The organism is Slackia sp. (assembly GCF_977041755.1).
The window spans coordinates 1-25,911 of record NZ_CDRRGL010000009.1 but is presented as its reverse complement, the minus strand read 5'-3'; the positions used below and the strand labels follow the sequence as shown (position 1 = coordinate 25,911).

Below are 25,911 nucleotides of genomic sequence, written 5' to 3'. Positions count from 1 at the left end.
CCTTCGCCAAAACCTACGGGCGCAGGCCGCTGCCGCCCTGGACGGTGATGGTTTCACCCGACACGTAGGCCGACAAATCGCTCGCGAGGAACACGGCCACGCCGCCGATGTCAGTTTTCGGGTCGCCGAAACGTCCCAGCGGAATGCCCTTGATGGTGGCGGCAAACGTGTCGGGGTAGGCTTCCTTCCACGCTGCGAGTTGCTCGGTCATCGCCAGCGGGCAAATGCAATTCGCGCGCACGCCGTCGGGGCCCCACTCGGTGGCCGCAACGCGCGTCATGCCGCGAATGCCTTCCTTGGCCGCCGCATAGCTCGACTGGCCGGGCTTGCCGAACAGGCCGGCGCCGCTTGCCAGGTTGATGACGCAACCCTTGGTCTTTTTAAGCTCGGGGAAGGCGTGCTTCATATAGAAGAAGGCGCCGTACAGGCCCGTATTGATGGCCAGGTCGAAATCTTCTTTCGTGTGGTCGATAAGGTTGGTACCGCTCTTGGAAGCCTGAGCGTTGTTCACCATGACATCGAGCTTGCCAAAATGCTCGACGCACTTCGCAATGGCAGCCTCGACCTGGGCTTCGTCGGAACCCTCGGCGACGGTATAGGCGACATCGACGCCGTATTCGCCCTTGAGCTTTTCAGCCGCCTCGGCCAGGCGCCCCTCGGTGCGGCCGGTGATGAACAGGCTTGCGCCCTGCTCGGCGAATGCGCTTGCAATACCGAAACCGATTCCCTTGCCGCCGCCAGTGACAATGGCGACCTTTCCATCCAAAAGACCCATGGGGCACCCCTTTCGATTGCTTTTCTTGGAATGCTATCGCGCAAGTGGCAATTTGGTGTGGGGAAGGCGTGAAGGGAGGATAACGGGTCGATTTCAACGGGGCAGCGGCGGAACGGGCGCTGCTAGGATGGGCAAAATCAAACTGTTTAACTGCATTCTGGGGAGATAGATGGATTCAACGAACGAACAGCCGACGGAGCGCATGGCGAACGGTGGCGGAAGCGGAAGCGGAAACGGAAACGGAAACGGGAGCGGAAGCGCCCAGCCTTCGACGCGCTCGGCCGATGCGTCGCTTGAGGCGACGCGCGCCATTCCCGTGCGCCAGGCTGCTTCGTATTCCCCCGACCAGTCGTTTTCCTCGCAGCCAACGGTTGCCTCGCGCCCCGTTGCACAGCCCGAGAAAACGGCGCGCATGAGCGCTCGGCCCGTAGCTTGCGGCGAATACGTGCGCGACCCCTTCGAGCCAAGCATGCCGGATCCTGCGACGTTCCCGCAGCAGCCGTACGCCCCGGGCTCGACCGCCCCGGTCGCGACGCGCTATTCGGAAGGTTCCCGTGTGAAGAAAAAGCCACCCCTTGCCGTGATTTTCGCCGGCGCTTTGGTGGCGTTGGCCGGCTGCACGTTTGTGCTCTTCCACGCGAGCGACACGACGGGTTCGACCGTAACGCCCGGCGGAGGCGTCACCCAGGCGGAGCGCAGCGAAGCGGAGTCGGGCGAGTCGTCTTTCAAAACGCCGGGCGTGCAGCAGAATGCTGCGACGCTCACGGTCGATACGTCCGATTTGGCGGGCGAGAAGTGGTCGAATGCGAAGAAGATTCTTGAAGTGCGCGGCGCCGATGTTTCGTCCATCGTAGTGTTGACCGACGACGGCAAAGATGTGTGGGATGCGTCGAATTGGACGGTCGAGTCTATTGCGGTTGAAGATGGGGCGCTCACGGCCCATTTAGTGCATGACTCGGGTTCGGCCGTGGCCGACGCCGTGTCGGGCGCCTTGGAAAACGGGGCGACCGAAACGGCTGGAGGCGTGCTCGATGCCGCGGGCGAGGCCGTGAAATCGGCGGGCGAGACCGCTGCGGAAAAAGCGTCTGACTTTATCGGGTCGCTGTTCTAGAGGCAATCGGGACGCAAGAGGCCAATCGGGCATTAATAAGGGCGCCTGTTGGATGGAACGTTGCGTCACTTGGGGCCTCTGATGGGCGGTTTGTGACGCGGCGGCCTTGTTATCAGTGCTGAAGCGCATTCGCCGGCCGTCGCCGGCGCTCCTCGAATCTCGGGAGCGTCCTGTGAACTGCGGTCTGTTTCAAGATGCGGGTCACCCCGCGAGCCGTGGTCCGTTTTGTGACGCGCAGGCGACTGGCGAGCCGCAATTGCCGCTCTCGACTTCAGCGCGTCGCGCTTCGTTCCGTCATGTTGCCCCGCATAGCGGCAAAGGGCGCCGTGGACGCGAGGTGACGTGCGGGTTTCCCGTCAGCGCCGCTTTCTTATATGATGGCGGCGTTTGAAGAAAGGACGAGCATTCATGATTCGACTGAATAACGACTACTGCCATGGCGCGATCCCCGAAATTCTCGAGGCGTTGCAGGCGACGAATTCGGAAGCGTATGCGGGCTACGAGCTCGACGAATGGTGCGAGCGGGCTGGCGCGCTCATCAAGGAGGCGGCTGCGTGCCCCGATGCTGCGGTGCACTACATCGTAGGCGGAACGCAGGCCAACGTCGCGATCATCGCGCATGCGCTTCGCCCGTGGGAGAGCGTCGTGTGCGCCGATTGCGGGCATATCAATGTTCACGAGACGGGCGCAACCGAGCATATCGGCCACAAATGCGAAACGGTTCCCGCGCGTGACGGCAAGCTCTCCGCTGCCGACTTGCGCGTCGTTGCCCAGGGTTATGCGGAAAGCCCCGTGCCCGAGCACGTCACGGTGCCGCGCATGGCATACATCTCGTTCCCCTCTGAATCGGGCACGGTGTATTCGCTCGCAGAGCTCGAAGCGCTGCGAGCGGTATGCGACGAATTCGGCATGTACCTGTTCGTCGACGGCGCGCGTTTGGCCTATGGTCTCGCTGCGTCGGGCAACGACGTGACGCTGCCCGATATCGCTCGTCTTTCCGATGCCTTCTATATTGGTGGCACGAAATGCGGCGCGCTGTTTGGAGAGGCCATGGTTGTGGTGAACCCGGCGCTCCAGCCGTATTTCCGCAATTCCATGAAGCAGGCGGGCACGATGCTCGCTAAGGGCTGGCTTTTGGGCCTGCAATTCACGAAGCTTTTCGAGGGCGGCCGTTATTTTGAAATCGGCAAAGTCGCGGTTGCCCAAGCTATGCGCATCAAGGCGGCGCTTGCCAAGCGCGGTTTGCTGGCCGAGCCCGACAGCCTCACGAATCAGCAGTTCGCCCTTGCCTCCGACGCTCAGCTCGCATCGCTCGGCGAGGCGTGCATTGTTGAATTCGAAGGCAAGGCGGCCGACAATCGCAACATGGTTCGCTTCTGCACGAGCTGGAGCACGACCGACGATGAAGTCGATGCCGTGGTTGCCGCAATCGAGCGCTTAGGGGAATAATCTTTCGGCGCCGGTGGCCAACGGCGGACGACGCTTTGCTTTCCGCATCTCTTCTTTTTGTCCATGAATCATCGAGGGAATCTTGAACGATTCCCTCGCTTTGTTCTTCCGCGCATCGTAAAATAGTTCAGTTAAGCAACAAACGTGTAACAACGCCTGTCGAGCGAGGTCCTAACATGGTGCTTCGATAGAATCGACAGACTGAAAATTGGGGTTTCGTGACTTGTCGCGGAACGTGGGCGAGCGCCGCCGGCAAAGGCGCCGCGCGATCGCCATAGACCGACTGAACGATTTAAAGGAGATGCGCGTGCACAACGTATTCCGCGTGCTTATGCGCGATTTGAAACGAATCGCGAAAGCCCCGGCAAGCTGGGTCGTTATTCTCGTGCTCATTATTTTGCCGTCGTTGTACACCTGGTTCAACGTTGTGGGGTTCTGGAATCCGTACAACAACACCGGTGCGCTGAAGGTGTGCGTCGTGAATGAAGACGTGGGCGCGCACAACGATTTGCTCGGCGACTTGCAGCTGGGCGACCAAATCGTGGACCAGCTGCACGAAAATACGCAGCTGGGCTGGGAGTTTACCGATTACGACGACGCCATGGCGAAAATATCGTCGGGCGAGGCGTATGCGGCGTTCGTTATCCCCAGCGATTTCAGCGAAGACATGACCACACTGCTTACGGGCGAGTTCCAGCGGCCTCAGCTGGAATACTACGTGAACGAAAAGCTCAATCCCGTGGCGCCGAAAATCACCGACACGGGCGCTTCGACCCTCGACAACACGATCAACGACACGTTCGTTTCCGCTGTTTCGTCGGTTGTTGCCGGAACGCTCAACGATAAAATCGCTGAATCACAGGAGTCGTTCGACGCGTCGAAGGCGAAGGTCTCGGCTCAAATCGACAAAGTGGACGCAAACCTATCCGATGCGCGCGAGAGCGTGAGCGGCCTTTCGACCGCCTCAAGCGACGCCATTGCCCAGGCGAACAGCGCGAAAGCATCGCTTTCCGACGCCCGCCGTGAAATCGGCGATATGGCGCTGGCGCTTTCCGAGGCTTCGGCTCTTGCCGCAACACTGAATACCGAAATCGTGAGCTTCTCGGGCAATATGTCGACCGCCATAAGCGGCGGCCTTTCGACCGTTTCTGCGGCTTCCACGAGGGCGAATGCCGCGGTGGGCGATGCCGCAACGGGAATTCAGGCGGCGCAGGGCGATGTGGAATACGCGACGAGCGTTGCCCAGAACGTCATCGATGGCAACAAGGAAATCATTTCCTATTTGCAAGCCATGGCCGATGACACCCATCTTACTCAAGACCAGCGCAATGCCGTTAACGCGGCCATCGCTACGCTGTCGCAGAGCAACGCCAATGCCGAAGCGAACCTCAAATCGATGAATGCCCTCGCGGCGAGCGCCTCGAGTGCGGCCGGCTCCATTGCCAATGCGTCGAGCACCGTGAATGATGCGGTGCAGAAGTCGGTCGACAACGGTCGCGCATACAACGACGACCTGTCGAAAAACACTATCCCCGCTGTAAGCCAGGGCCTCTCGGGCCTTGCGAGCACCGCGGGTTCGCTTTCGGGCACCGTCGCCCGTCAGACGTCGCTCATCGATCAAACGTCGCTCGTGCTCGACCAGCTCATCTCAACGCTTAACACAACGGTTGATGCGCTGGGCCAAACCGACGCGCTGCTTGCCGACGTGCAGGGCGATATCGACGCCGTGCGGACCGACGTGGTGGCGCTGGGCACGTCGGGCGCTCTCGCGAAATTGTTCGGCGAAGATGGCACGCTCGACGTGAACAAAATCGCCGACTTCATGCAGTCGCCCACGCAGCTCGAAACCGAGCAGCTCTATCCGCTCAACGCCTATGGCTCAGCCATGTCGCCGCTGTTCATCAACCTCACGCTGTGGATTGGCGTGTTCATGCTCATGGTCATTATGCATATTGAGGTTGACGATGAAGAGATTCGCAACCTCACCATCGCGCAGCGTTTCTTGGGTCGCGGCATTCTGTTCGCCATCATGGTTTCGCTGCAGGCCATCGTGTGCGTGACGGGCTGCCTGTTCCTCGGCGTGCAAGCCGAAAACGTCGCCGCGCTCTATATGACAGCGGTCGCATGCTCGCTTACGTACCTGGCGATTCAATACACGCTTTCCACCACGCTGCAGCATGTGGGCAAGGGCCTGTGCGTCATTTTGGTGTTTGTGCAAATCCCGGGTGCGACGGGTTTGTACCCGGTCGAGCTTACTACGAGCTTCTTCCAGACGGTGTATCCGATCTTCCCGTTCACGTATGGCATCAACGCCATGCGCGAATGCATCTGCGGTTTCTACGGAAATATGTGGCTTGGCTTCATGGGCGTGCTTGCGTTGTTCTTCGCAGTTTTCCTGCTCATCGGCACATTTGCGCGCCCCTTCCTCACGAACCTCAATCGCATGTTCGCCAAGCAACTCGCAGAAAGCGATATCGTGAACTGCGAAGAAGTGCAATTGCCCGAACGTCGTTATAGGACGGCTCAAATTGTGCGCGCCATGAGCAACCACGAAGAATTCCGCGCCTACCTGCTGGAGCATTCCACGCGATTCATGAGGCTCTATCCGAAATTGAAGCATGGCGCATATGCGCTGGGCGTGGTCGTTCCTGTTTTGTTCACGGCCTCGATGGCTTTGTGGAGCCCGGGCAAGAAGGTCGTGGTGCTCACGGTGTGGCTGTTGTGGCTTATTGTCGTCGTCGCGTTCCTCATAATTGTTGAGCATATGAAAGACAGCCTCGAGCGCCAGATCGCGCTGAACGCAATGAGCGATGAAGAACTGCGCACGCTGTTCGCCGCGCGCAACAGCCTCGAACACGATCCTTGCATTCAGGGCGGCGAGCCTGCCGTCGGCTATGCTTCATCGGTTGCCGTGGGCCCCGAAAGCGCGCATGTGCGCGTACCTGTCGTGCCCGCCGCAGAGCCGGTGCCAGAGCCTATTTTTAATGCGGATGGTGAAAGCGGCTCTTCGGACGCGTCGATGGATGTGGCTTCGTCGACTCGCTCGCTTGCGTGCGACGACTTCTCTTCGATCGGGGTTGCGCCTGAATATGCGGGGGAAGAGCCTGTCAAGCATGCGCCTGTGTCTGCTGGGGGCAATCGCGGTGCGGAAGACGGGCAAGCGCCGATTGCGGATTCCTCGAACACGTTTGCGAGCGCCTTTGGTGCCGCGGAAAGCGAATACGACGAACCCGTTGACGGCTTCAATGAGCCGGCCGACGATTTCGATATGGGTGACGATGCGCCCGAAGGCACGCGCGGCGTGAAAGGGGGCGATGCACGATGAAGAAGATTTGGCAGCTATTTGTGGGCGATTTGAAGCGCCTGCGCTCGAACGTGGTTACGGGCATCATCGTGCTGGGCCTCATTGCGTTGCCGTCGATTTTCTCGTGGTACAACATGATTGCCGCGTGGGACGTTTTCGGCAATACGGGCAACCTGAAAATCGCCGTGGCGAGTGTTGACGAGGGCTATGAAAGCGATCTCGTCCCTGTGAAAATCAACGTTGGCGAGCAAGTGATTTCGTCGCTTCGAGCAAATAATCAAATCAAGTGGGTATTCACCGATAAAGAAGACGCCATCGATGGTGCCAAGTCGGGCAAGTATTATGCGGCGGTGGTGATCCCCGAAAGCTTCAGCCGCGACATGATGACGTTTTATTCCGACGATGCCAAGCACGCGAAAATCATCTATTACTCCAACGAGAAGAAGAACGCCATTTCGCCAAAGGTGACCGACCAAGGCGCCGATGCCATTTCGGTGCAGGTGAACCAGGCGTTCGCAAAAACGCTTTCCGACACGGCTCTGAGCTTGGCGCAGGGGCTTGTGACCTACGCTGACAATGCCGACGTCGATGGCCATATCGGCGAGTTGGCCAACCATGTGGGGTCGCTTTCGACTCAGATGGCCAAGGCTTCTTCGGTGATGCGCACGTATTCCACGGTGCTTACGTCCTCGCAAGACCTCATTACGAGTTCTGCGAGCCTTCTGTCTTCGGCGAAGGGTTCAGCAGAAGAAGTCGCCGGCCAGGTGGGCGATGCGAAGGCGTCGGCCACGACGATCGCCGATGCCATGGATGCCTCAACCGATTCGCTCGCCAGCGCGATTGATGCGAGCGTAGCGAGCTTCGACGGCGTGTCGGCTGCGGTAGACGACGCGTTCGCGACGGCGCACGATGGCCGCGAAACCGTCTCGCAGTCGCTCATCACGAACGCCGATGGCCTGGCCGATCAGGCGGCGAACTACGCCAAGCTGGCCGATTCCCTCGACGCGCTCGCCAAAGGAATGCCCGATGGCAGCTCTGTTGAGCTTACTCAAATGGCAAGCACTCTGCGTGCCGTGAGCACGACCATGGAGCGCCTCTCTCGCCAGCTCGGCACCACGGCGGGCGATTTAGAATATGGCATTTCTGGCGCCGAGGTTGCGCGCAACGACATCGATGCACAAATCGCCGAGGCAAAACAGCAGGTGCAAGACGCTAAAAACCAGTACAACAACGACGTGAAGCCGCATCTCGACAACCTCGTGAGCTCGGTGACCGACGCGACGTCGCTGCTTTCGTCGAGTGCTTCCAAGCTCGATGATGCAGCGAGCGCGCTTACGGGTTCGGCTGGCGCGGTTTCCGAAAAGCTTGGCGATGCGAAGTCGAAGCTCGACAGCTCCGCTGACGAACTCGACGAATCGGCCAAGAAGCTCGATGACTTGTCGACGAATATGAAGGATGCGCTTGCAAATGGCGATACCGAGTTGCTCCGCGAAGTGCTCGGCAGCGATGCGAGCGAGCTCGCTACGGCGATATCGGCGCCCGTCGAGCTCGATCGCCATGCGTTGTTCCACGTCGAGAATTTCGGCTCGGCCATGTCTCCGCTTTACACAACGCTTGCTTTGTGGATTGGCGCGCTGCTTATCATGGTCACTATCCGACCCACTCCCTCGTGCCGCATCGAAGAAGAACTTGGGGGCATTTCGCTTCCACAGCAATTCTTGGGGCGTTTCGGCATCGTGTCGCTTCTCTCGTTTGCGCAGAGCACCGTGCTCGCGATTGGCAATATGCTCTTCTTGGGCGTGCAGGTTGAAAACCCGCTGCTGTACTTGCTTGTATATTGGATTGGCGGCCAAGTTTTCGCGTTCATCATCTACACGCTCGTGGTGTCGTTCGCGAACCTGGGCAAGGCCATCGCGGTTATTTTTCTTATCGTGCAGGTTGCGGGCGGCGGTGGCGCGTACCCATTGGCCATTCTGCCGCAATTCTTCCAAGATGTGAGCGTATGGCTGCCGGCCACGCATGTGATTAATGCCATGCGCGCGGCGATGTTTGGCGTGTATCAGGGCGATTTCTGGGTAGAAATCGGGTGCGTGCTGCTCTATGTGGTGCCGTTCGCGTTGCTTGGTTTGGTATTGCGTAATCCCACCATGAAGCTTGTTAACTGGTTCGTGGAGCAAGTCGAAAAGTCGAAAGTCGTATAGGAATCGAGAGGGGCTGCGGCCTCTCTCGTTGTCTTTTGTGTGGCTCGCGTTGTACGTGGCGCGTAACGCGGTAGTATTGCGCGCATGAATAAGAGCGAGAACATTCAAACGAATCGGACGGAAGACGGCGGCCTGCCGCCTCGACAGCGCCATATGGTGCTCGGCATTATGATGGCGGGCACTACGGCGGCGTGCATTTCCCAGTCGATGATGATTGCTGCGCTGCCTACCATCATGCAGGAGTTTTTGGTCGGGGCGGGCTTGGCCCAGCTCATTACCACGGCCTACATTTTCACGCTCGGGTTGTTTTCCGCCATGAGCGCCTATCTCGTGAGCAAGCTCGATGCGCGACGCCTGTTCTTTATCGCCATGGTCGGTTTTATCGTGGGATGCTGTGCTTCGCTTTTCGCTACGAATTATCCGGTGCTGCTCGTATCTCGCCTGGTGCAGGCGATTGGCGCGGGTATTTTGCTCCCGCTTATTCAAGTGGTGGCGCTTTCGGTATATCCCAAAAGCCAATACGGCAAAGCAATGGGCATTGTGGGAATCATTATCGGGTTCGCGCCTGCAATCGGCCCGGCAATCTCGGGTTTCATCGTCGATGCGTGGGGGTGGCGAGCGGTATTCGTCGCGCTTGGCGTGGTCTCCGCTGTGGTGACGCTGCTTGCGATTCCGTTTTTACCGAATGTGATGCGCAAGCCCGCAACGCATCAGCATTTCGATACGCCCTCCGCGGTGCTGTTCTCGTTTGGCGCGATATGCCTGCTTGTCGCGACGGCGTGCATTGAACAGTCGGGATGGGGCGTGGTGGCTGCGGCAAGCATCACGTTGGGCGCTGTGCTCCTGTTTACATTCGCTCGTCGGCAGCTGAAAATTCCGAACCCGCTTCTTAAACTTTCATGCTTTGCGAATCGCCAATTCACGGTCGGGCTTGCGCTCGTGCTGCTTGGCAATCTGTCGTTTATGGCGGCTTCCATCATGGTTCCGCTGTTCGTGCAAGATGTGCAAGGCGCCTCGGCGGCGGTTTCTGGCTTGGCCATTCTGCCCGGCGCGGTGCTGCTAGGCTTTTTGAACCCTATAACGGGTCGCTTGCTCGATTCGCACGGGCCGTGGCCGCTGCTTGTCGCGGGTTGCGCGTTGCTGCTGGGCGGAACGCTCGCGTTCGTCGCGTGCGATGCGGAAACGCCGCTTTGGGTAGTAACGGTGCTCTATGGCGTGCGCATCTGCGGCGTCGCGTGCTTGCAAATGCCCATGACGGCCTACGCGAGCAAGCAGTTATCGGGTGATGACGTCGCGCAGGGCACGGCGATTATCACGTCGATTCGCCAGATTTCAAGCGCGCTGCTTTCTTCGGTGCTCATCGGGATCATGGCGCTCGCTTCGAGCGGCGATTTGGGCATCGATGCGCACGGCTTCGGCGTGGCGTTCAGTATTCTTGCGGCGTTGACTATTGCGGGGTTTGTTTTCGGCGCGGTATTCCTGCCGAAACGGAGGAAAGCGAGCGGGCGACGCTAAGGGGTGATTGCGATTATCGTCTTCGGGCTGCCTTGCATGCTTGCGCTCTGTGTGTTTGCGTTTCGCATGCTAGCGTTTTGCTCGCCGGCGCTTTGCCTGCCTGCCTGCGTTCTGTGCGTTTTCCTTTCGTGTGCTTGCGCGCTGCGTACTTGCGCTTTGCATGCGTTCGCTTCGGTGCCAGCGTTTCGCATGCCGGTGTCTTCGTTTGTTCAAAACGGGCCGCGAATGTGGCATTGTTAGGTCTAATGTGTGCGGAAAACGACCAAAGGAAGTTCTTTCTCGCAAGAAATGCCTGGTCAAGACGTTGTGTTATTTCAACATGAAAAAGCCGCCCGTAATTTTGACCACATTCGAAGCTCGTTTTGAACAAAAATGAAGTGGGCTGCATGCCAGCCGAAACGGTTGCGATTTTATCGGGTCGAGCCTTTGCTCTTGTAGTACGCAACGGCGATTTGCGTGCGATTCTTCAAGCTCATTTTCGAGAGAATGCTGCTTATGTTGTTGCGTACAGTGCCTTCGCTCAAATAGGCGGTCGCAGCGATTTCTCGATTGTCGAGTCCCTCGGCCACAAGGCGCGCGATTTCGTATTCGCGCTCGGTCAGGCAGGCGAACGGGGTGGGGCGCAGCTGCTCGTGCGATGCGTTGCTGTGGACGAAACCGCCTGAAGTGCTGCCGTCTGACTCGCGCTTCACACGGCCGTTGCTCAAAGCACCGCCGACCCCTGTGCCGTCCGTTACCCCGCCGCCTTCCGACTTGCTCGCCGCAATCCCGCGGGCGCATTCGCGCGCGACGGTTTCGCCAGTTGATTTTTGCTCTGCAGCTTCGCCGCCAGTCGCTCCGTTTTCATCGTTTCTTGCCGCTATCGCCGACATCTTATCGAGCGAGTCTCGAAGGTTGCGATTCCTCTTGCGAAGTGAAAGCGCTTGGGAGGCCAGTGCGTCCCGCGTGCTCCAGGCGATGCGCTGGCGGGCGAGCGTTGTGCTCGTGCGAACCGAGAGAACGCAGGCCGCAGCCGCAGAGCAAAGAAGCGATGCCGTCGAAAGCGGCGGCATTGTCGCGCGCATAAGGCATGCGACAATCGCGATAAGGGCGAGCGCACCCGAGAAACGCAAAACGTCCGCGCGATGGACGCAGCGCGCGCAGTCATAGAGGGCAAGCGGTACGAAGGCGAGCGCAGCGGAAACGAAGAGCGCCGCCGCGCAGTATGCCGAAAGGGCCAGTATGCCCGCGGGCGTCGAGACGGCTTCGGTGAGCGCGGAGCATAAAACGGCGATAAGCATGGCGATGGCGAGTGTGAGCAATCGCGCGTCGGACGCTGTGGGCTCGGCTCCGCTGCTGGTCTCGACCAAAAAGCAGGCGGCCGTAAGCAGACAGCCTGCCAGAACGATTGTTTTGTCGAGAATTCTTTCCATGGCTGCATGGTAGCAAACCCTTTTGCCCGTGTGTTTTGCGGAAAGCCCCCTTGTGTTTCTAAAGCGTTCTTGTCGTACAATTTACCTGGGAAAATGCCATTTCATGACAAATGTCACTGGTTTGCGCTCCGTCCTTCTTTCATGATGAAGGCAAGGAAGGGCGCCCCACATCTCGCTACATGTGGGCGATGCGCCGCGAAAGAGGAAGGCCATGCAATGAAAGAAAACGAGAGCGCGAATTCGGTGGTTTCTGTACGCAGCCTCGTAAAGCGTTATGGCGACATTCTCGCGCTTGATCACTTCAATCTCGAAATCGGCAAAGGCGAAATTTTCGGCCTTTTGGGCCCGAATGGCTGCGGTAAAACGACGGCAATTAACTGCATGCTGCAGCTGCTCGTCTACGACAAGGGCGACATCGAGCTGTTCGGCGAGGCAATGAAGCCGACGCGTTATGACCTTAAGCGGCGTATTGGCGTGGTTCCTCAGCAGGTGGCAGTATTTGACGAGCTCACCGTTTTCGAGAACATCGACTGCTTCTGCGCCCTGTACGTGGGCGACAAAACCCGTCGTCGCGAGCTGGTAGAGGAAGCCATCGAATTCGTGGGGCTTGAGGATTACCGCAAAATGCGCCCCAAGAAACTGTCGGGCGGCCTGCTTCGCCGGCTGAATATTGCGTGTGGCATTGCGCACAAGCCCGAGCTCATTTTCTTCGATGAGCCCACGGTGGCGGTTGATCCGCAAAGCCGAAATGCAATCCTTGATGGCATCGTGCGCTTGCGCGACGAGGGCGCGACGGTGGTGTACACGAGCCATTACATGGAAGAAGTCGAGCAAATCTGCAGCCGAATCATGATCATGGATGGCGGTAAAATTCTGGCGCTCGGCACCGCCGATGAACTCAAGCGCGGCATTGCGGTGGGGGAGAAAATCGTCATCGAGCTTCCTGGTGTCGTCGAGGCTTGCGGTTGTGCGGCGGCTCAGGCTGTCGGGGCGCTTCCGCATGTGCTCTCGTGCGAATTCGCGAATGGCGAGCTGCGCGCGGCGTGCGAAGCGAGCGAACGCAATTTGCTCGATGTGCTGGGGGCGCTCAAGTCGTCGCGCGTGGCGGTTGGGCGCGTGTATTACGAGCCTCCCACGCTCAATGACGTGTTTCTTGAAATCACTGGCCGCGAGCTGCGCGATTAGGAGGCTGTCATGGGCGCTTTATTCGCGCACACCGTGCGCATGCTTGTAAGACAGCGCGACGTGCTCATATGGGTCATTCTGTTTCCGTTGGCGCTTGCCACGCTCTTTCATGTGATGCTTTCGAATATCGACGAAAGCTATCGCGTCGACCCTGCGAGCTGCGTGGTGGTTGCTGATGACAACTTCAACTCCGAACGGGCCGTGTTCTTCCGCGAAATGCTCGACGAAGTGTCGGCGCCGGGTGCGGGCCAGCTGCTCGATGTCGCGAAGGTTGCGACGCTTGAAGAAGGGCGCGAAGCGGTGCTTTCGGGTGACGCGGCGGCATGCATTACCGTGGACGAAGAAGGCTTGCCGAGCATGCAAGTGTCTCCGCTTGCCGCGAGTCTTACGACGGGTTCGATCGACCAGAGCGTCGTGCGCGCCGTGCTCGACCAATATCGTCAAATCTATGCCGAAATGAAGCAGACGTTTTTATCCCAGCCTTCCGCGCAAGGCATGCAGGCGCCCCCGAGCGAAGGCGAGCTTGCGGAGTTTGCCCGTTCGGCCGGCATGAGCGAAGCAGCTTCGGCATTCATGTCCGACGCCGTGAGAACCCAGCAGGTCGACGTGCTTCGCGTGCAGGCGAGCAGCACGGTGCGCTATTACTACGCGCTTATGGGATTTGCGGCGCTCATGTCCATCACCGTTTCGATTAACGCGGTGTCAGCCGCGCGTGCGAACACATCGGCGGTTGGCGCGCGCCGACAGGTTTCGGGCGTCTCTCCCGCGAGGCAATTGGCGGTCGCCATGGCTGCGGGCTTCGTCACGGTATTCTTCTGCCTGCTTCTGGCATTTGCCTATATGCGCTTCGTGCTGGGCGTGGAATTCGGTGGACGCGATGGGCTGGCGATGCTTGCGCTTGCCGCATGCGCGCTCATGTCGACGGCGTTGGGCGCGGCAATTGGGGCCATTCCGAAAATCCCGATCCCCGGGAAAACGGGCATCGCGACGGGAATCACCTGTTTCTGCGCGCTTTTCGCCGGCCTGTATGGCGAGCCTTCTATGCAGCTCGCCGACCGCGTGTCGCAAAGTGCGCCTTGGGCTGTGCTCGTCAACCCTGCGGCGCAGGCGGCAAACGCGTTCTACGATTTGACCTATTACGATTCGCTCGCGCCCTTTTTCGCGACGCTGTGCGTGCTCGCTGTGATGGCCGCGGTGTTCTTCGTCGTGGCGGCTTTGCTTATGAGGAGGCAGAATTATGAACGTCTTTAAGCTTGCCGTCACGATTATCGCAAGGCACTGGAGCTATTTGCTTATATACACGCTTGCTTTGGGATGCATGGCGATTCTTGGCTCGGGCGCCATTGAAGCACCCCAGGCGAGCGAGTTTTCCAACGATGCGCCTAAGGTTGCGGTTGTCGATCGGGATGGCAGCGAGCTGTCGGCCGCTCTCACAGATTTCGCCCTCAAAGATGCTGTAGAAGTGCATGTGGAAGATTCCACGTTTGCCCTGCAGGACGCCGCGGCGAAAGACCTTGCGAGTTATGTGCTCATTATTCCCGAGGGTTTCCAAGAAGGCCTCGTGGAAGCTGCGCACAGTGGCGCCGACGCGCCGACGCTCGAAACCGTGGTGAGCTATCAGGGCGCGCGTGGCGCGCTCATGGACCAGCGCGTGAAAGCATACGTGCAGTCGCTCTATGGCTTTGCCTCGACTGACGTTCAGACCAGCGCTCACGACATCGCGAACGATGCAACCGCCGCGTGCAGCAACGAGACCCCCGTGGAGCTTTTCTCGGTCGATTCGGAAGGCCTTTCGGTGAAGTACATCAACTTCGCTGCCTTCTCGGCATATGCGCTGTTCACCTCGTCAGCGATTTTTATCGCAGTTGGTTTGGCGTCGCTGCGCAAAACCGAAATGCGCCGTCGTCTTGTGGTGGGTCCCGTGCGCAGCGAGAGTTATGGTGCGCAGGTGGGACTCGCGTGTGTGCTCGCTTCGCTGGTAATTTGGGCGGTCATTGCTGCGGCGGGTCTCGCGGTGTTCAGGCCTCTCGCCGGCGGAGCTGCGCCTGCCTCGGTCGCGATTGTGGTGTTCGGGCAGCTCGGCGTAGCGCTTATCGGCGCCGCGTTCGGGTTTCTGCTGTGGCAGCTTGGGGCGAGCGAAAGCGTGGCGAATGGCGCCGGCAACATCGTCGGTTTGGCGTGCAGCTTTTTCAGCGGCGCATGGATTCCCCTCTCGATCGTGGGCGAGGGTGTGCGCGTGGCTGCGGCGTTCACCCCATTTTATTGGGCGACCAATGCGATGATTGAGGTCTCGCAGGCTTCCCGAATCACGTCGGGGTTGGCTCTTCAGGCGGCGGGGGAGGTTGGCGTCACGTTCTTATGGGCGCTCGTAATCGCGATTATCGCCGTCGCGATTGGACGCGTGCGCCTGCGTGAGCGCGGCGCATAGGGAAATTTCGGTTGCGGGCACAGGGAAGCGTTGGCCGCGGCGCATAGGGAAATGCCGACTAGGGCGTATTGCGAACGTCGATCGATTTGCTCAAAAAGGCCTTCGAATGTGACATGCGAGGCGTGTTGTTCCGCCCGATTCTTCTGCATAATGTACGCATAAACAAGAAACCCCTGGTCGCAGTGTTGTGCAACCAGGGGTTTCCGGCTTTTTATCGTGACGCGATGCCACATTCGAGGTGTGTTTTGCACATCTCGAGGCACCTGTTCATCTCGAAACTCTTGCGCATGTCGAGACGCGCCTCGCTCGTTACGCGGCGTTCTCCTCACGCAGCATGGCCTGCTCGTAGTCGCGCGTGCCCTTGAATACTTCGTGAGTGTAAGGGTTCACGCCGAGCTTCTTGGCACGGTAAATCACATAGCCTACGGCGGCGACGTTGGCTACAAGGGCGAGAATCGAAACGACCAGGTTCACGTCGGGGTTGTTCACCGACTGCACCGCGAAGATGGAGTCGTTCGCGAACATGGGAACTACCTGGCAGAACATGCACCACAGGCTCAGCGTGTAGGCGCGGTTCTGAATCCAGCCGCCCTTGTTCCAGAAGAAGTTGGCAACCGTGGGGGCGAGCAGCAGCGCCAGGCCGCAGTACCAAGAATGGGTGGGCAGGCAGTTGTAGGTGTAGCAGAAGTTCCAAATGTCATAGCTCAGAATGAAAACCCACGTCATGTCAGGCCAGAGCATGTCCTGCTTCTTCTTGGACACGTAGATGCCCCACCAACCGGTCATGACGAAGATGTTCAAAATGCCGGCAACGCCGTTGAATACGTTGTGCCAGCCGCCGTACAGCGTGACGCCTTCGCTGGAAACCCACGTGGTGCCGAAGGCGCGTACGGCGCTTTCGAAGTCGCTCACTACGGCGATCAGAATGTTAATGGCGACGATGACGAACGGGAAGCATTTGAACCATTCGGCCTTGCCGAGCGATCCCCAGTGATACTTCAGAATAAGGAAGCCGATGCAGCCTGCGGTTGCGGCGTAAAGCTTGGCATAGTGGAACCAGCTGTTCATGTAGAGATACGTGGGGTTGTTGAGCGCCCACTCGGCACCCGCGGCGGCTCCCGCGTAAATCGCGATGAAGTATGCGGTAAGAATTCCTGGAATCACCAGGAAGCACGTGATGCCGCCGATTTTCGTGCGTCGTGCGATTTCGTTGAACCCGATGAGGGCCAGAAACACGATGATCCATCCAATCCATTGGTATACAGCGTTGTCGCCATAAACGTCAAACAGCATTGGATGCCTCCTTTCTTTTGCTGCGCGAGCTTACGACCCGCGCACCCCTGTGCCGCTGCGGACGATTCTGTCGGATCTCGGTTCGCATCCGCGAATCGGCGGCGCATCGAAGCGCGCGAATTCGCGTGGCGTCCTTGAGCTGATCGCCAGAATTTTCCTCGCTGGTACCCTTTGGATCTGCCGGCTGAAATCGCTTCCCATTCTTGAAGCCAGCAGATCCCCTTTATCCCCTCGGCTCTACGCCGTATGGTGGCTTTGCTCGCGCTCGCGTTCGAAGTGAAGCGTTTGCGCGATGATGTCCTTCAGCACGTCGTCGCTTCCTTCGGGATGCTGTCGCATGTAGCCGACGATGCCCAATATGAGCATGTAGAACGTTTCGTATACGTGGTCGATGCGCACTTTATGCAAGCGTCCAAAATCGGCCACGGTGGTTTCGACGATGTAGGTCGCCGACGCATCGGCGACGCGATTGATAAATCGCAAATAGAGCGAGGCGTTTTCGTGTGTGGCGAGCGCCCGGCGAAACGGTTTGTGCGCGTTGTCGTTATCGAAAAGCTGGTCGCGAATGAGCGCCACGATTGTGTCGAGCGCGCCCTCGATATCGCCCTCAACGCGTTGCGCGTTCCACTCCTTCAGGCTTGCGATGAACTCGTCAACGTAGGTGTCGAGCACGGCGGCGACTAAATCTTCCTTGCTGGGGAAGTAATGGTAGAACAACGTGCGCGCCACGTTCATGCGTTCGGTGATTGCGGCGACTGACGTTTTCGCGAGGCCGCGTTCTTCGATGAGCTCGCGTGCGCACTGGATAATTTCAAGCTTGCGATCCATGCCCTTTTCCTTCCCCTAAAGATGAGGCTTTTGGAATCTTCGCTTCACGATGTGTACACAATAAGACAGAACTTAACGGGGTGTCAATGTACAGAATTGACAAAGCGTCAATTCTGTATTCGCTCTCAAACTGGGACTATCGAGACTTTATGAAATATGCTATAGTGCGCTAAAAGTTCATCGGAGTAACAAAAAAAGAAATTCGATGAAGTAATGAATGGGGATTCAAGCATAAGGGAAGGGGTACCGATGCGAACGAATACTGCAAAAGGAACCCGCGCGATTGCCGCATGCGGCGCATGCGCGCTTGCCGTTGCCATGACGGGCTGCGGTGCATCGTTCGAGGGGTCTGGCAGCAAAGACGCGGCAAGCGCCGAGCAGCTCGCCATGCATGCTGACGATCCATGGGCTGTCGAGATAGGCGCGAATTCGAAGGCTCAAAGCGACTTCACGCTGGTCGATGGCGTATACACCGGCACGGGCTTGGGCATGGACGGTCTTATCACGGTGACGCTTGCGGTGCAAGGCAACCATATTAACTGCATTGAGGTGACCCAGGAAGGCGAAACGCAAAGCGTGGGCGGCTTCGAGGCCATTCGCGACGGCAAGTACGCCGCCATGATCGACGTCGAGCAGGGTCCCGATATCGATTGCATTTCGGGCGCGACCATCACCACCGCCGGCGTGCGTCAGGCCACGACCGACGCTCTTATTCAGGCGGGCGCCGACTTGCAGCCCGTGGAAGTGGGCAGCGGCACCACCATCGACAAAGTGCAGAAGGGGGAATAGCCATGGCGGCTCTTGAGAACAAAGGCGTTTCCCGTCGCGATTTCTTGACCGGAGCGGCGGCTTTGGCCGGCGGTTTGGCTGCGGCGAGCGCGATACCGGCGGCGGCGCATGCCGAAGAGGCGGGCGTGATCGGTGACTGGGCGGCCGACGGCAGCAAAGCCGTTGCCGTAGCTCCCTCGAAAGACACGAACGCGAGCGCGCCCGATGGCACATATCGCGAGCACGATGCAGCGGCATTTCCTGCGAACGATGCCACGGCTATCGAGCCCCGCAAAGTCCCCGATGCGTGGGATTACGAATGCGACGTCGTGGTCGTGGGTGCGGGCGGCGGCGGTTTGAACGCTGCGGCGCGTGCGGCCGAACTGGGCGCTTCGGTCATCTGCGTAGAAAGCATGGCGTCATGGGGCGGCAATGCGCAATCGGCCGGCATGTGCGGCATTCTGGGCGGCTATTCGAAGCAGGAAGAAAAGCACTTCGCATTCCCGAGCTATCCGTTCGACCCCAAAGCGCTCACCGATTGGGCGATGGACGAATACCATTACGCGGCCGACCCGAAGCTCATCTATAAAATCGCGTGCGAAGGCGGCCACTCGCTTGACTGGATGGCCGATTGCGGCGTGAAGTGGCGCTTGGGCGAAGTGCCGGTGTACGTTGCGCCGAAGAATTCCACGCTCGACCACCACGTGCTGAAAATGAAAGACGCGACCGACGCCATGTACGATTACGGCGTATCCAAGGGCGTTGAATTCATTTTCCGTTGCCCCGCCGAGGCGCTTGTGCAGGACGAAACGGGCCGTATCGTGGGCTTGGTCGCCAAGCAAGATTTCCAGCACGAGGTTTATATCCACGCGTCTAAGGGCGTCATTCTTACCGCGGGCGGCTTCTGCAACAACAAAGCCTTGCTCGATCGCTACATTCCCACGGCGGCCATGGGCTGCGCGTCGAGCTATCTCGTCGGCGGCGAAACGGGCGAATGCTTCCGCATGGGCTTGGGCGTTGGCGCCGATGTGTCGGGCTTCAACAGTTCCGCGAGTTTCGATGGCGGCGTCGATTGGCAGGCTGAAGGCGGGCAATGGGCGCGCTTCCTCTATGACGGCATGACGCAGCTCTCGCGCCAGCCGTGGCTCACCATCGACCGCGCGGGCAACCGCCTGCGCTATATGGACAGCCGTGTGGGCGAAGACGGCGCGAACGCGATTTACGCGCTGGGCGACTTGGCGACCATTCAAATGGTGCCTCCTGGGCATCGCTCCTACATCATTTTCGACGCGAATTACGAAGATCACCTGGCGGGCTTCGCGCAGGAACACTGCCGCAAGCTCATCACGCCCGATTTGGAGCAAATCGACAAGGTGCCCGAGCACTATCGCGACTGGCACCACGGTGTGCAAGACGCCATCGATGCCGACGTGCTCAAGCGCCGCGATACGCTTGAGGAGCTCGAGGCCGATTTAGGCTTCGCGAAAGGCGTGCTCACCGATGCTGTTGCGAAGTGGAACGAATGCTGCGAAAAGGGCGAGGACGACTTCCTCTATCCCATGCCTCCTGAATGGCTCCATGCCATTACTACGCCGCCGTTCTATGGCTGCCGCATTGGCGGAAACCTGTACGGCACTAAGGCGGGCCTGCTCATCAACGACCAAATGCAGGTCGTGGGCACCAATGGCCTCGTGATTCCCGGCCTGTATGCGGGTTGGCATACCGCTGGCGGCGCATGCGGCGAGAACTCCTATATCGGCGATCCTATTCTTGGTTCGCTTATGGGCGATGTGGGCTTGGCATTCTGCGGCGGGTATTTGTGCGGAACGTCGGTCATCGACAACGAGTTTTAGGGAGGCCTGACATGAAAACCCAAATGAAGGCCATGGCCAGGCCGTATGTGACCTTGTTCGGAATGGCTCTTATCGTGGCCGTTGTGTCGCGCATCGGCTTGGGTATTATGGATGCCACAGGCGCGCTTGCCTATGACTACATTTCGGCGAGCGATGTCGCCATTCTTGACACGATTTGCTCCATTCTCACGGGTTCGGCGTTCGTGGCGTTCATGTTTGCCGCCTCACTCGCGCTCACGCTTTCGGTTGCGGGCGTGGCTTTGTATGCGGCGATCGCTCGTCGCGAGGGTGGCCAGGCCAGCGCGGCAAGCGCGTTTCTGTGGGGATGGGCTACGGCGCTCGTCGCAATCGTATGCCTGGTTATTGTTGGAGGCGGCATTTTGTCGGCCGTGCAGGTTGGCTCTATGAGCTCGAAACTTCCCGGCACGGGCGTGCTCGTGGTTGCCGCAATCGTATTCGCCGCATTTCTTGGAACGCTGCTTGGTGCAGCGTCTATGGTTGCCGTGGCGTGCGTGCGACGCGCGAAAACGTCGAAGCGTGCCTGCGTGAACCTGCTTGTGGCGTGCGCGGTGTGCGGTTTGGCGGTCATGGTGCTCACGGTGGGCACGTTCTCTACGCTCAATCATGTGAGCATCGATACCTCGGCGCTCGGCATGTGGTTCGCCGCCGATGCGATTGTGAACGTCGCCATGCTGCTTGCTGCAAGCCGTTTCGCGAAATAAGCCTGTCGCTTGATGTCGCTTGAGGGCTGCCGCTTTGGTGGGCTCGGGCGCATGGCGGTGAGAGTCGTCGCAGATTCGTCGAAAAAACAAAAGCTGCAGAAACGGCAGTTCGCGTCAGCTGGGTATGGTTCGCGACAATACATTGGGCGGAAGGTATGCACGCCCCTCCCAAGCGAGTCCGCACGCGGGCTCGCTTTTTTGTGCGATAACGCTGCGGCGTGTTCGGCGATAGGAGGGAGACAGCTGCTATTTCTTCCCGAAAAAAAGAAACCCCGCACCATGCGGGTTCGAGGAAAATCGGAATGGTGCCCCAGATAGGATTCGAACCTACGGCTTTCTGCTCCGGAGGCAGACGCTCTATCCCCTGAGCTACTGGGGCACATCGCAGTCGCTCATTATACGCTAAAATGTCTCTCGCGAGAAAGAGGAACTATGCCAGAAACTATTACCATCGATCGCCTTGCCTATGGCGATGCGGGCATCGGCCGTGCGGAAAATGGCAAAACCGTATTCGTGAACGGCGCATGCCCGGGAGATGTCGCCTTGGTCGAAATCGATCGCGACAAGGGCAATTTCTGTGAAGGCCACGTGGTCGAGCTCGTTGCGCCGTCGCCCGATCGCGTGCTGCCGGCATGCCCGCTTGCGAGCGTATGCGGCGGTTGCGGTTGGCAACATATATCTTACGAGCGTCAGCTTGCTGCGAAGCGCGATGCCGTGGTGTCGCAGCTGCGTCGCATCGGCGGCTTCGATGCGCAGCGCGCCGAGCGCATCGTTGGCGCATGCGTGCCGTCGAAGCGACAAATGGAATATCGCAATAAGCTCGAGTTCAGCTGCGCTTTCGATGCGAAGCAGGGCTTCCAAATGGGCTTCCATCAAAAGGGAAGCGACAAAATCCTTGCCGCCGACGCATGCCCGCTTGCGCATAAACAAGCCCAAAAAACGCCGAAGGCTCTGCGCGGCGCTCTACGCTATCTCACGGGTCGCGAAGATTTAGGCATCCATCGCGTAGGCGTGCGCCATTCGCACCGTTCGGGCGATTTGGAAGTGGCTTTGTGGACGACGCCCGGCCCATTTCCGCGCAATGCCGTGGCGAAAACCCTGTCCACGGCCGTGAAAGCTTCGTCAATCGTGCGCGTGATGACGGCCGATGCGGGCAGCGCGCGCAAGCTTAAAGGCCTCGAGATTCTCGATGGCCGCGGTTTTTGGCGCGAAACCGTCGCAGGCATTGAACACGGCGTGAGCGCGCCCTCGTTCTTCCAGGTGAACACGCCTCAGGCCGATAAGCTGGTGCAGCTTGCCCTTGACGGCCTCGAGCTCGATGAAGATTGCGTTGCGGCCGACCTGTTCTGCGGCGTGGGCACCTTCACTATTCCGCTCGCGAAGCGCTGCGGCGGCGTGTACGCCGTGGAGTCGTATGGCTCGAGCGTGCGCAATTTGCGCCACACCGTTGAGCAGGAAAACGTCGATGTCGAGGTTATTGGCGGCGACGCGACGCGTGAGCTGCCCGAACTCGGTGAGCTTGACGCGCTCATCGTCGATCCGCCCCGAAGTGGCCTCGCGAAAGAAATTATCGGCTCCATCGCCGAGGCGGCGCCCTTGCGCGTGGCGTATGTGAGCTGCGACCCAGCTACGTGGGCGCGTGACGTAAAGTTGCTCGAAGCGGCCGGCTTTGAGCTTTTGCAAGCAACGCCTGTCGATATGTTCCCGCAGACCTTCCATGTCGAGACGGTTTCGATTTTCGCGAATAAGAACCAATAGAGCGATTGGTTTTGCTTGGAGTCGCCGCATGAAGCGTTGAAGAGAAGGCGCGCCCGCGCTTGTGTGAACGCTTACACAAGCGCGGGCGTTTTTTTGCATATATTGTTCCGCTAAAAGGCTTGTTTTAACCATGGACAATCAGATTCGTCGTGTCCCTGCTCGCTGTGCTGCTCGCTGGCGCTCGCCTTCGCGTGCTCGAGCGTCCGCCCCTTTTTCAGGTTCGAGGCGTTTTCGTGCTGGAATTCCATCGAGTTCATGAGCAATTTTTATGGCGCAGGCCTGCAAAAAGCCATTGAGCGGTATCATACAAAAGCTTATGTGCTGCCGAACGCGGCAAAAGAGGCGCCGCTTGCAGCAACGATGCTTCGACTTCGCGCCGATTACCGGCGCCAGACGCAGTTTCAACGCACGATAAAGAAGGAGTTATCGACTATGGCACTGTATACCCCCGAGTATCAGCCCAACGGCAAGGAAATCGCCGTCATCAAAACCTCCAAAGGCGACATTCGAGTTCAGCTCGCCGGCGACGACGCCCCCATCCACGTGGGCAACTTCGTTGAGCTCGCTCGCAAGGGCTTCTACGACAACCTCAAGTTCCATCGCTATGTTCCCGGCTTCGTCATTCAGGGCGGCTGCCCCAACACCCGCGACCTCGATTCCGCGCAGGTTATCGAAGCTGCCGGCAACCCGTGGGCTGGCCTTGGCACGGGTGGCCCGGGCTACTGCATCAAGCAGGAGTACACCACCAACCCGAACAACTCCCACGAAGACGGCGCACTGGCCATGGCTCGCAGCGCGAACCCCGATTCTGCGGGCTCCCAGTTCTATCTGTGCTTGGGTCCCCAGCATAATCTCGACTCTGGCTACACCGTGTTCGGCCAGACTGTCGAAGGTAAAGATGTCATCGGCGAGCTTCGCGTGGGCGATGTCATTGAAACTATCGAAATCGAAAACGCCGACTAGCCACAAGCTTTCACGCGTATTCAAGGAAGACAGGAATTCATGGACAACCAATACGTAGCCCAGGCGCAAGCCGCATACCAGGCACGCGACTTTCAGGCCGCAAGCCAGGCATACGTCCAGCTGCTCCAAGACCCCAGCGTGCCGAAGGGCCCGGGCGATTTGGGGTATCTGTACCATCAGCTGGGCAACTGCTTGCTGCAGCTGAAAGATTTCGATTCGGCTATCGAGTCGTACACTCAGGCGACCGCCGATTCCGCTTACGATGCCGTGGGCGCGGTGAATTGCAACTTGGGCAAAGCGTACGTTTTCAAGCACGATTACGAAAACGCCGTGTCTCATTTTGAAATCGCCACCTCCGATGCCAAATACGACACTCCTTACAAGGCCTATTTGGGCATGGGCAATGCGCTTTTGAAGCTTGGCAAAAACGCCGAAGCCGGCGTCGCATTCCGCGAGGCTGCACTCGATTCGCGCAACCCCGATCCGAGCAAGGCGCTGCTCAACCTGGGCGTATGCTTCATGGCCCTCAATCGTCCGGCCGATGCCGTGGCATCATATGAAAGCGCGCTGCAGTTCGACATGGATGCCGCAACGCGCAATAAGATGTACGCGAACCTCGGTCAGGCCTACGTTGCTCTGGGCCAAATGCAGAAGGCCATGAGCGCGTTCGAGTCGGCTCTCGCCGACAAAACATACTTCCTGAGCGAGTCGGCGAGCGTCGACTATGCCCAGGCTGCCAAGTGCATGGCGACGGGCACCATCGCGATGCCCGCCATTGGCCAGCAGGCAGCGCCCGCACCCGCGGCTGCGCCCAACGACGGCAACGACATGTCGGGCCTCGACGTTCCGGCCGATGGCGTGCCCACGCAAGACGACGCCTATCCGGTGGAAGCGTACGCCGACCCGCAGTACTATCCGGCCGAGGCCTATGGCTATGAGCCGGTCGATAACTACAATTCGGGCGACGAGCGTTTCTTCAATGCGAGCGACGAAGAGCTCGAGCGCTATTCGAAGGGCATTGCGCGCCAAGATCGCAAGCGCCGCAACGTCGGCCTGAAAATCCTGGTCGCGTTCTTCGTGCTCCTGCTGCTCGCTGCCGGCGCAGGCGTGTTCCTGTATACGCAGGGCTACGGCTATCCCACGCAGGAAAGCGTGGTGAAGGGCCTGTTTGCCGATACCGAGAACGCCTCGAGCTATTTCGTTTCGTCGATGAGCTCCGATAAGGTTGACGATGCCATGCGCGGCGTCGTGTCCGATTCCGATGTCGCCATCGACGGCATGGACAAATCCATGTCAAACTCCACGGTGTACGTGACGGCATCCACGCCCGAGGGCGGGGAAGTGTCCTACACTGTTTCCATGGTGCGCGATATGCTTGGCTGGAAGGTTTCCGGCGTACAAATGACGTTCGCCTCCCAGCAGTCGTAAATGCTGCAACGCCTGGGTAGCCAGGTTGCAATAAAGCGCGTCGCCTTTGTGCGACGTGCCTGTTAGAAAGCCGTTTTTTCTTTAAGAAAGGGAACAATCATGGCAATTGAAAAGACCTACTCCATGCTCAAGCCCGACGCTGTGCGCAATCATCATATCGGCGAGATCGTGAGCCGCATCGAGCGCGCCGGCCTCGTTATCGAACGCATGGAGCTGGCCAATGTTACCCCCGAGCAGGCTGCTGCGAACTACGCTGAGCACGAGGGCAAGCCCTTCTACAACGGCCTCATCGAGTACATCACCAGCGGCCCGGTTGTGAAGATGGTTGTCTCCGGCGAAGGCGCTGTCAAGAAGATGCGCACCCTCATGGGCGCCACCAACCCGGCAGAAGCTGCCCCCGGCACGATTCGTGGTGACTTTGGTCTCATTATGGACGAAAATGTTATTCACGGCTCCGACTCGCCCGAGTCTGCCGAGCGTGAAATCGGCATCTTCTTCGGTGCATAAATAATCTACGCTAAGCCTTTCGGGCGAACACGTCGGCAAGCCGCTCGCTTTCATTGTCGGATTGAAGGAGGAGCTTGTGCTCTACCGCATCATTGATGCTGGCGACGTGCCTTCGCTCATTCGGGCTTTCATGGATTCTTACGAACTTGTGGCTCCGGTCGAATGCGACCAGGGCCACATTTTCGATACTATCGATGACCCTAATGACGTGGTGCTTGATTACCCGACCACCATCGCCTCTCCCAAAAAATACTTCTTGCCTCCTCGCGAGGTTCTTTTCAAATTCGACGTGGCTCAAAACGATGTCGACGCGTACGAGCTCGACGTGAAGCCACGCGTTCTTTTCGGCGTTCACCCTTGCGATATGAACGCCATCGAAAAGCTCGATTCCGTTTTTCTTGAAGGGCCGTA

General features: G+C 58.9%; 20 protein-coding genes, 1 tRNA gene and 1 pseudogene. 16 read left to right on the top strand and 6 right to left on the bottom strand.

Annotated features, from left to right (window positions below):
* Positions 1-13: 13 nt before the first annotated feature.
* Positions 14-775, bottom strand: coding sequence for an SDR family NAD(P)-dependent oxidoreductase (locus ACWI8T_RS01870; protein WP_294376129.1), 762 nt, complete (start codon positions 773-775; stop codon positions 14-16).
* A 169-nt stretch (positions 776-944) separates the two neighbouring features.
* On the opposite strand from ACWI8T_RS01870, the gene ACWI8T_RS01865 reads away from it, so the two are divergent.
* The 5 genes from ACWI8T_RS01865 (at position 945) to ACWI8T_RS01845 (ending at position 10,355) form a co-directional block, all read left to right on the top strand.
* Positions 945-1,886: a hypothetical protein gene (locus tag ACWI8T_RS01865; RefSeq protein ID WP_449137741.1), complete on the top strand. Its 942-nt coding sequence runs from the start codon at positions 945-947 to the stop codon at positions 1,884-1,886.
* A 408-nt stretch (positions 1,887-2,294) separates the two neighbouring features.
* Positions 2,295-3,335, top strand: a complete 1,041-nt coding sequence (locus tag ACWI8T_RS01860) for a threonine aldolase family protein (RefSeq protein ID WP_449137740.1) — start codon at positions 2,295-2,297, stop codon at positions 3,333-3,335.
* A gap of 307 nt (positions 3,336-3,642) precedes the next feature.
* Positions 3,643-6,660 carry a YhgE/Pip domain-containing protein gene (locus tag ACWI8T_RS01855; protein ID WP_449137739.1) on the top strand — a complete coding sequence of 1,006 codons (3,018 nt, stop codon included), beginning with the start codon at positions 3,643-3,645 and terminating at the stop codon, positions 6,658-6,660.
* Positions 6,657-8,840, top strand: coding sequence for a YhgE/Pip family protein (locus ACWI8T_RS01850; protein WP_449137738.1), 2,184 nt, complete (start codon positions 6,657-6,659; stop codon positions 8,838-8,840). Before ACWI8T_RS01855 ends, ACWI8T_RS01850 begins: the two co-directional genes overlap by 4 nt.
* A gap of 84 nt (positions 8,841-8,924) precedes the next feature.
* Entirely contained in the window at positions 8,925-10,355 is a 1,431-nt protein-coding gene (locus ACWI8T_RS01845) for an MFS transporter (protein ID WP_449137737.1), read from the top strand.
* Positions 10,356-10,765: 410 nt separating this feature from the next.
* Here the strand turns inward: ACWI8T_RS01845 and ACWI8T_RS01840 are convergent, their stop codons facing one another.
* Complete coding sequence (locus ACWI8T_RS01840; RefSeq protein ID WP_449137736.1) at positions 10,766-11,767, bottom strand: response regulator transcription factor; 1,002 nt, start codon at positions 11,765-11,767, stop codon at positions 10,766-10,768.
* Positions 11,768-11,983: 216 nt separating this feature from the next.
* Here ACWI8T_RS01840 and ACWI8T_RS01835 point away from each other — a divergent pair, with 216 nt between their 5' ends.
* Genes ACWI8T_RS01835 through ACWI8T_RS01825 form a run of 3 tightly spaced genes read left to right on the top strand, consistent with a single transcriptional unit; the run spans position 11,984 to position 15,380 of the window.
* Positions 11,984-12,952, top strand: a complete 969-nt coding sequence (locus tag ACWI8T_RS01835) for an ATP-binding cassette domain-containing protein (RefSeq protein WP_449137735.1) — start codon at positions 11,984-11,986, stop codon at positions 12,950-12,952.
* Positions 12,953-12,961: 9 nt separating this feature from the next.
* On the top strand, positions 12,962-14,203 hold the full coding sequence (locus ACWI8T_RS01830) for an ABC transporter permease (protein WP_449137734.1): 1,242 nt from the start codon (positions 12,962-12,964) through the stop codon (positions 14,201-14,203).
* Positions 14,190-15,380, top strand: coding sequence for an ABC transporter permease (locus tag ACWI8T_RS01825; RefSeq protein WP_449137733.1), 1,191 nt, complete (start codon positions 14,190-14,192; stop codon positions 15,378-15,380). The genes ACWI8T_RS01830 and ACWI8T_RS01825 overlap by 14 nt, the downstream gene beginning before the upstream one ends.
* Positions 15,381-15,689: 309 nt before the next feature.
* Here the strand turns inward: ACWI8T_RS01825 and ACWI8T_RS01820 are convergent, their stop codons facing one another.
* Positions 15,690-16,673, bottom strand: coding sequence for a DUF5692 family protein (locus tag ACWI8T_RS01820; protein ID WP_114614894.1), 984 nt, complete (start codon positions 16,671-16,673; stop codon positions 15,690-15,692).
* A gap of 237 nt (positions 16,674-16,910) precedes the next feature.
* Positions 16,911-17,501 carry a TetR/AcrR family transcriptional regulator gene (locus ACWI8T_RS01815; RefSeq protein WP_418349677.1) on the bottom strand — a complete coding sequence of 197 codons (591 nt, stop codon included), beginning with the start codon at positions 17,499-17,501 and terminating at the stop codon, positions 16,911-16,913.
* A 249-nt stretch (positions 17,502-17,750) separates the two neighbouring features.
* On the opposite strand from ACWI8T_RS01815, the gene ACWI8T_RS01810 reads away from it, so the two are divergent.
* Genes ACWI8T_RS01810 through ACWI8T_RS01800 form a run of 3 tightly spaced genes read left to right on the top strand, consistent with a single transcriptional unit; the run spans position 17,751 to position 20,844 of the window.
* Positions 17,751-18,290 (top strand): FMN-binding protein, encoded by a 540-nt coding sequence (locus ACWI8T_RS01810; protein WP_337427490.1) that lies wholly within the window; start codon positions 17,751-17,753, stop codon positions 18,288-18,290.
* 2 nt (positions 18,291-18,292) lie between these two features.
* The gene (locus ACWI8T_RS01805; protein ID WP_449137732.1) at positions 18,293-20,122 is read left to right on the top strand and encodes an FAD-binding protein; all 1,830 of its coding nucleotides are present in this window, start codon (positions 18,293-18,295) and stop codon (positions 20,120-20,122) included.
* A gap of 11 nt (positions 20,123-20,133) precedes the next feature.
* A complete protein-coding gene (locus ACWI8T_RS01800) occupies positions 20,134-20,844 on the top strand; it encodes a hypothetical protein (RefSeq protein WP_281668905.1) in 711 nt (236 codons plus the stop codon).
* Positions 20,845-21,147: 303 nt separating this feature from the next.
* Here ACWI8T_RS01800 and ACWI8T_RS01795 read toward each other — a convergent pair.
* A tRNA-Arg gene (locus ACWI8T_RS01795) sits at positions 21,148-21,223 on the bottom strand.
* Positions 21,224-21,276: 53 nt separating this feature from the next.
* Here ACWI8T_RS01795 and rlmD point away from each other — a divergent pair.
* Positions 21,277-22,602, top strand: coding sequence for a 23S rRNA (uracil(1939)-C(5))-methyltransferase RlmD (gene rlmD, locus ACWI8T_RS01790; RefSeq protein ID WP_281668906.1), 1,326 nt, complete (start codon positions 21,277-21,279; stop codon positions 22,600-22,602).
* A gap of 110 nt (positions 22,603-22,712) precedes the next feature.
* Here rlmD and ACWI8T_RS01785 read toward each other — a convergent pair whose 3' ends face one another.
* On the bottom strand, positions 22,713-22,859 hold the full coding sequence (locus ACWI8T_RS01785) for a hypothetical protein (RefSeq protein ID WP_417162260.1): 147 nt from the start codon (positions 22,857-22,859) through the stop codon (positions 22,713-22,715).
* A 175-nt stretch (positions 22,860-23,034) separates the two neighbouring features.
* Between ACWI8T_RS01785 and ACWI8T_RS01780 the strand changes: the two genes are divergently transcribed.
* The 4 genes and pseudogenes from ACWI8T_RS01780 to ACWI8T_RS01765 all read left to right on the top strand — a co-directional run.
* Positions 23,035-23,565, top strand: a complete 531-nt coding sequence (locus ACWI8T_RS01780) for a peptidylprolyl isomerase (RefSeq protein WP_123218780.1) — start codon at positions 23,035-23,037, stop codon at positions 23,563-23,565.
* Positions 23,566-23,604: 39 nt separating this feature from the next.
* The gene (locus ACWI8T_RS01775; RefSeq protein WP_449137731.1) at positions 23,605-24,993 is read left to right on the top strand and encodes a tetratricopeptide repeat protein; all 1,389 of its coding nucleotides are present in this window, start codon (positions 23,605-23,607) and stop codon (positions 24,991-24,993) included.
* Positions 24,994-25,092: 99 nt separating this feature from the next.
* The gene (gene ndk / locus ACWI8T_RS01770; protein WP_114614901.1) at positions 25,093-25,500 is read left to right on the top strand and encodes a nucleoside-diphosphate kinase; all 408 of its coding nucleotides are present in this window, start codon (positions 25,093-25,095) and stop codon (positions 25,498-25,500) included.
* Between the two features lie 76 nt (positions 25,501-25,576).
* Positions 25,577-25,911: pseudogene (locus tag ACWI8T_RS01765) on the top strand (4Fe-4S dicluster domain-containing protein); the annotation flags it as partial.

Excerpts from the sequence above, each read along its gene's own strand:
- ACWI8T_RS01850 (WP_449137738.1), top strand. The coding sequence starts at position 6,657 with ATGAAGAAGATTTGGCAGCTATTTGTGGGCGATTTGAAGCGCCTGCGC.
- ACWI8T_RS01825 (WP_449137733.1), top strand. The coding sequence starts at position 14,190 with ATGAACGTCTTTAAGCTTGCCGTCACGATTATCGCAAGGCACTGGAGC.
- ACWI8T_RS01845 (WP_449137737.1), top strand. The coding sequence starts at position 8,925 with ATGAATAAGAGCGAGAACATTCAAACGAATCGGACGGAAGACGGCGGC.
- ACWI8T_RS01835 (WP_449137735.1), top strand. The coding sequence starts at position 11,984 with ATGAAAGAAAACGAGAGCGCGAATTCGGTGGTTTCTGTACGCAGCCTC.
- ndk (WP_114614901.1), top strand. The coding sequence starts at position 25,093 with ATGGCAATTGAAAAGACCTACTCCATGCTCAAGCCCGACGCTGTGCGC.
- ACWI8T_RS01860 (WP_449137740.1), top strand. The coding sequence starts at position 2,295 with ATGATTCGACTGAATAACGACTACTGCCATGGCGCGATCCCCGAAATT.
- ACWI8T_RS01840 (WP_449137736.1), bottom strand. The coding sequence starts at position 11,767 with ATGGAAAGAATTCTCGACAAAACAATCGTTCTGGCAGGCTGTCTGCTT.
- ACWI8T_RS01810 (WP_337427490.1), top strand. The coding sequence starts at position 17,751 with ATGCGAACGAATACTGCAAAAGGAACCCGCGCGATTGCCGCATGCGGC.
- ACWI8T_RS01815 (WP_418349677.1), bottom strand. The coding sequence starts at position 17,501 with ATGGATCGCAAGCTTGAAATTATCCAGTGCGCACGCGAGCTCATCGAA.
- ACWI8T_RS01785 (WP_417162260.1), bottom strand. The coding sequence starts at position 22,859 with ATGAACTCGATGGAATTCCAGCACGAAAACGCCTCGAACCTGAAAAAG.
- ACWI8T_RS01870 (WP_294376129.1), bottom strand. The coding sequence starts at position 775 with ATGGGTCTTTTGGATGGAAAGGTCGCCATTGTCACTGGCGGCGGCAAG.
- ACWI8T_RS01830 (WP_449137734.1), top strand. The coding sequence starts at position 12,962 with ATGGGCGCTTTATTCGCGCACACCGTGCGCATGCTTGTAAGACAGCGC.
- ACWI8T_RS01820 (WP_114614894.1), bottom strand. The coding sequence starts at position 16,673 with ATGCTGTTTGACGTTTATGGCGACAACGCTGTATACCAATGGATTGGA.
- ACWI8T_RS01805 (WP_449137732.1), top strand. The coding sequence starts at position 18,293 with ATGGCGGCTCTTGAGAACAAAGGCGTTTCCCGTCGCGATTTCTTGACC.
- ACWI8T_RS01865 (WP_449137741.1), top strand. The coding sequence starts at position 945 with ATGGATTCAACGAACGAACAGCCGACGGAGCGCATGGCGAACGGTGGC.
- ACWI8T_RS01775 (WP_449137731.1), top strand. The coding sequence starts at position 23,605 with ATGGACAACCAATACGTAGCCCAGGCGCAAGCCGCATACCAGGCACGC.
- ACWI8T_RS01800 (WP_281668905.1), top strand. The coding sequence starts at position 20,134 with ATGAAAACCCAAATGAAGGCCATGGCCAGGCCGTATGTGACCTTGTTC.
- ACWI8T_RS01780 (WP_123218780.1), top strand. The coding sequence starts at position 23,035 with ATGGCACTGTATACCCCCGAGTATCAGCCCAACGGCAAGGAAATCGCC.
- rlmD (WP_281668906.1), top strand. The coding sequence starts at position 21,277 with ATGCCAGAAACTATTACCATCGATCGCCTTGCCTATGGCGATGCGGGC.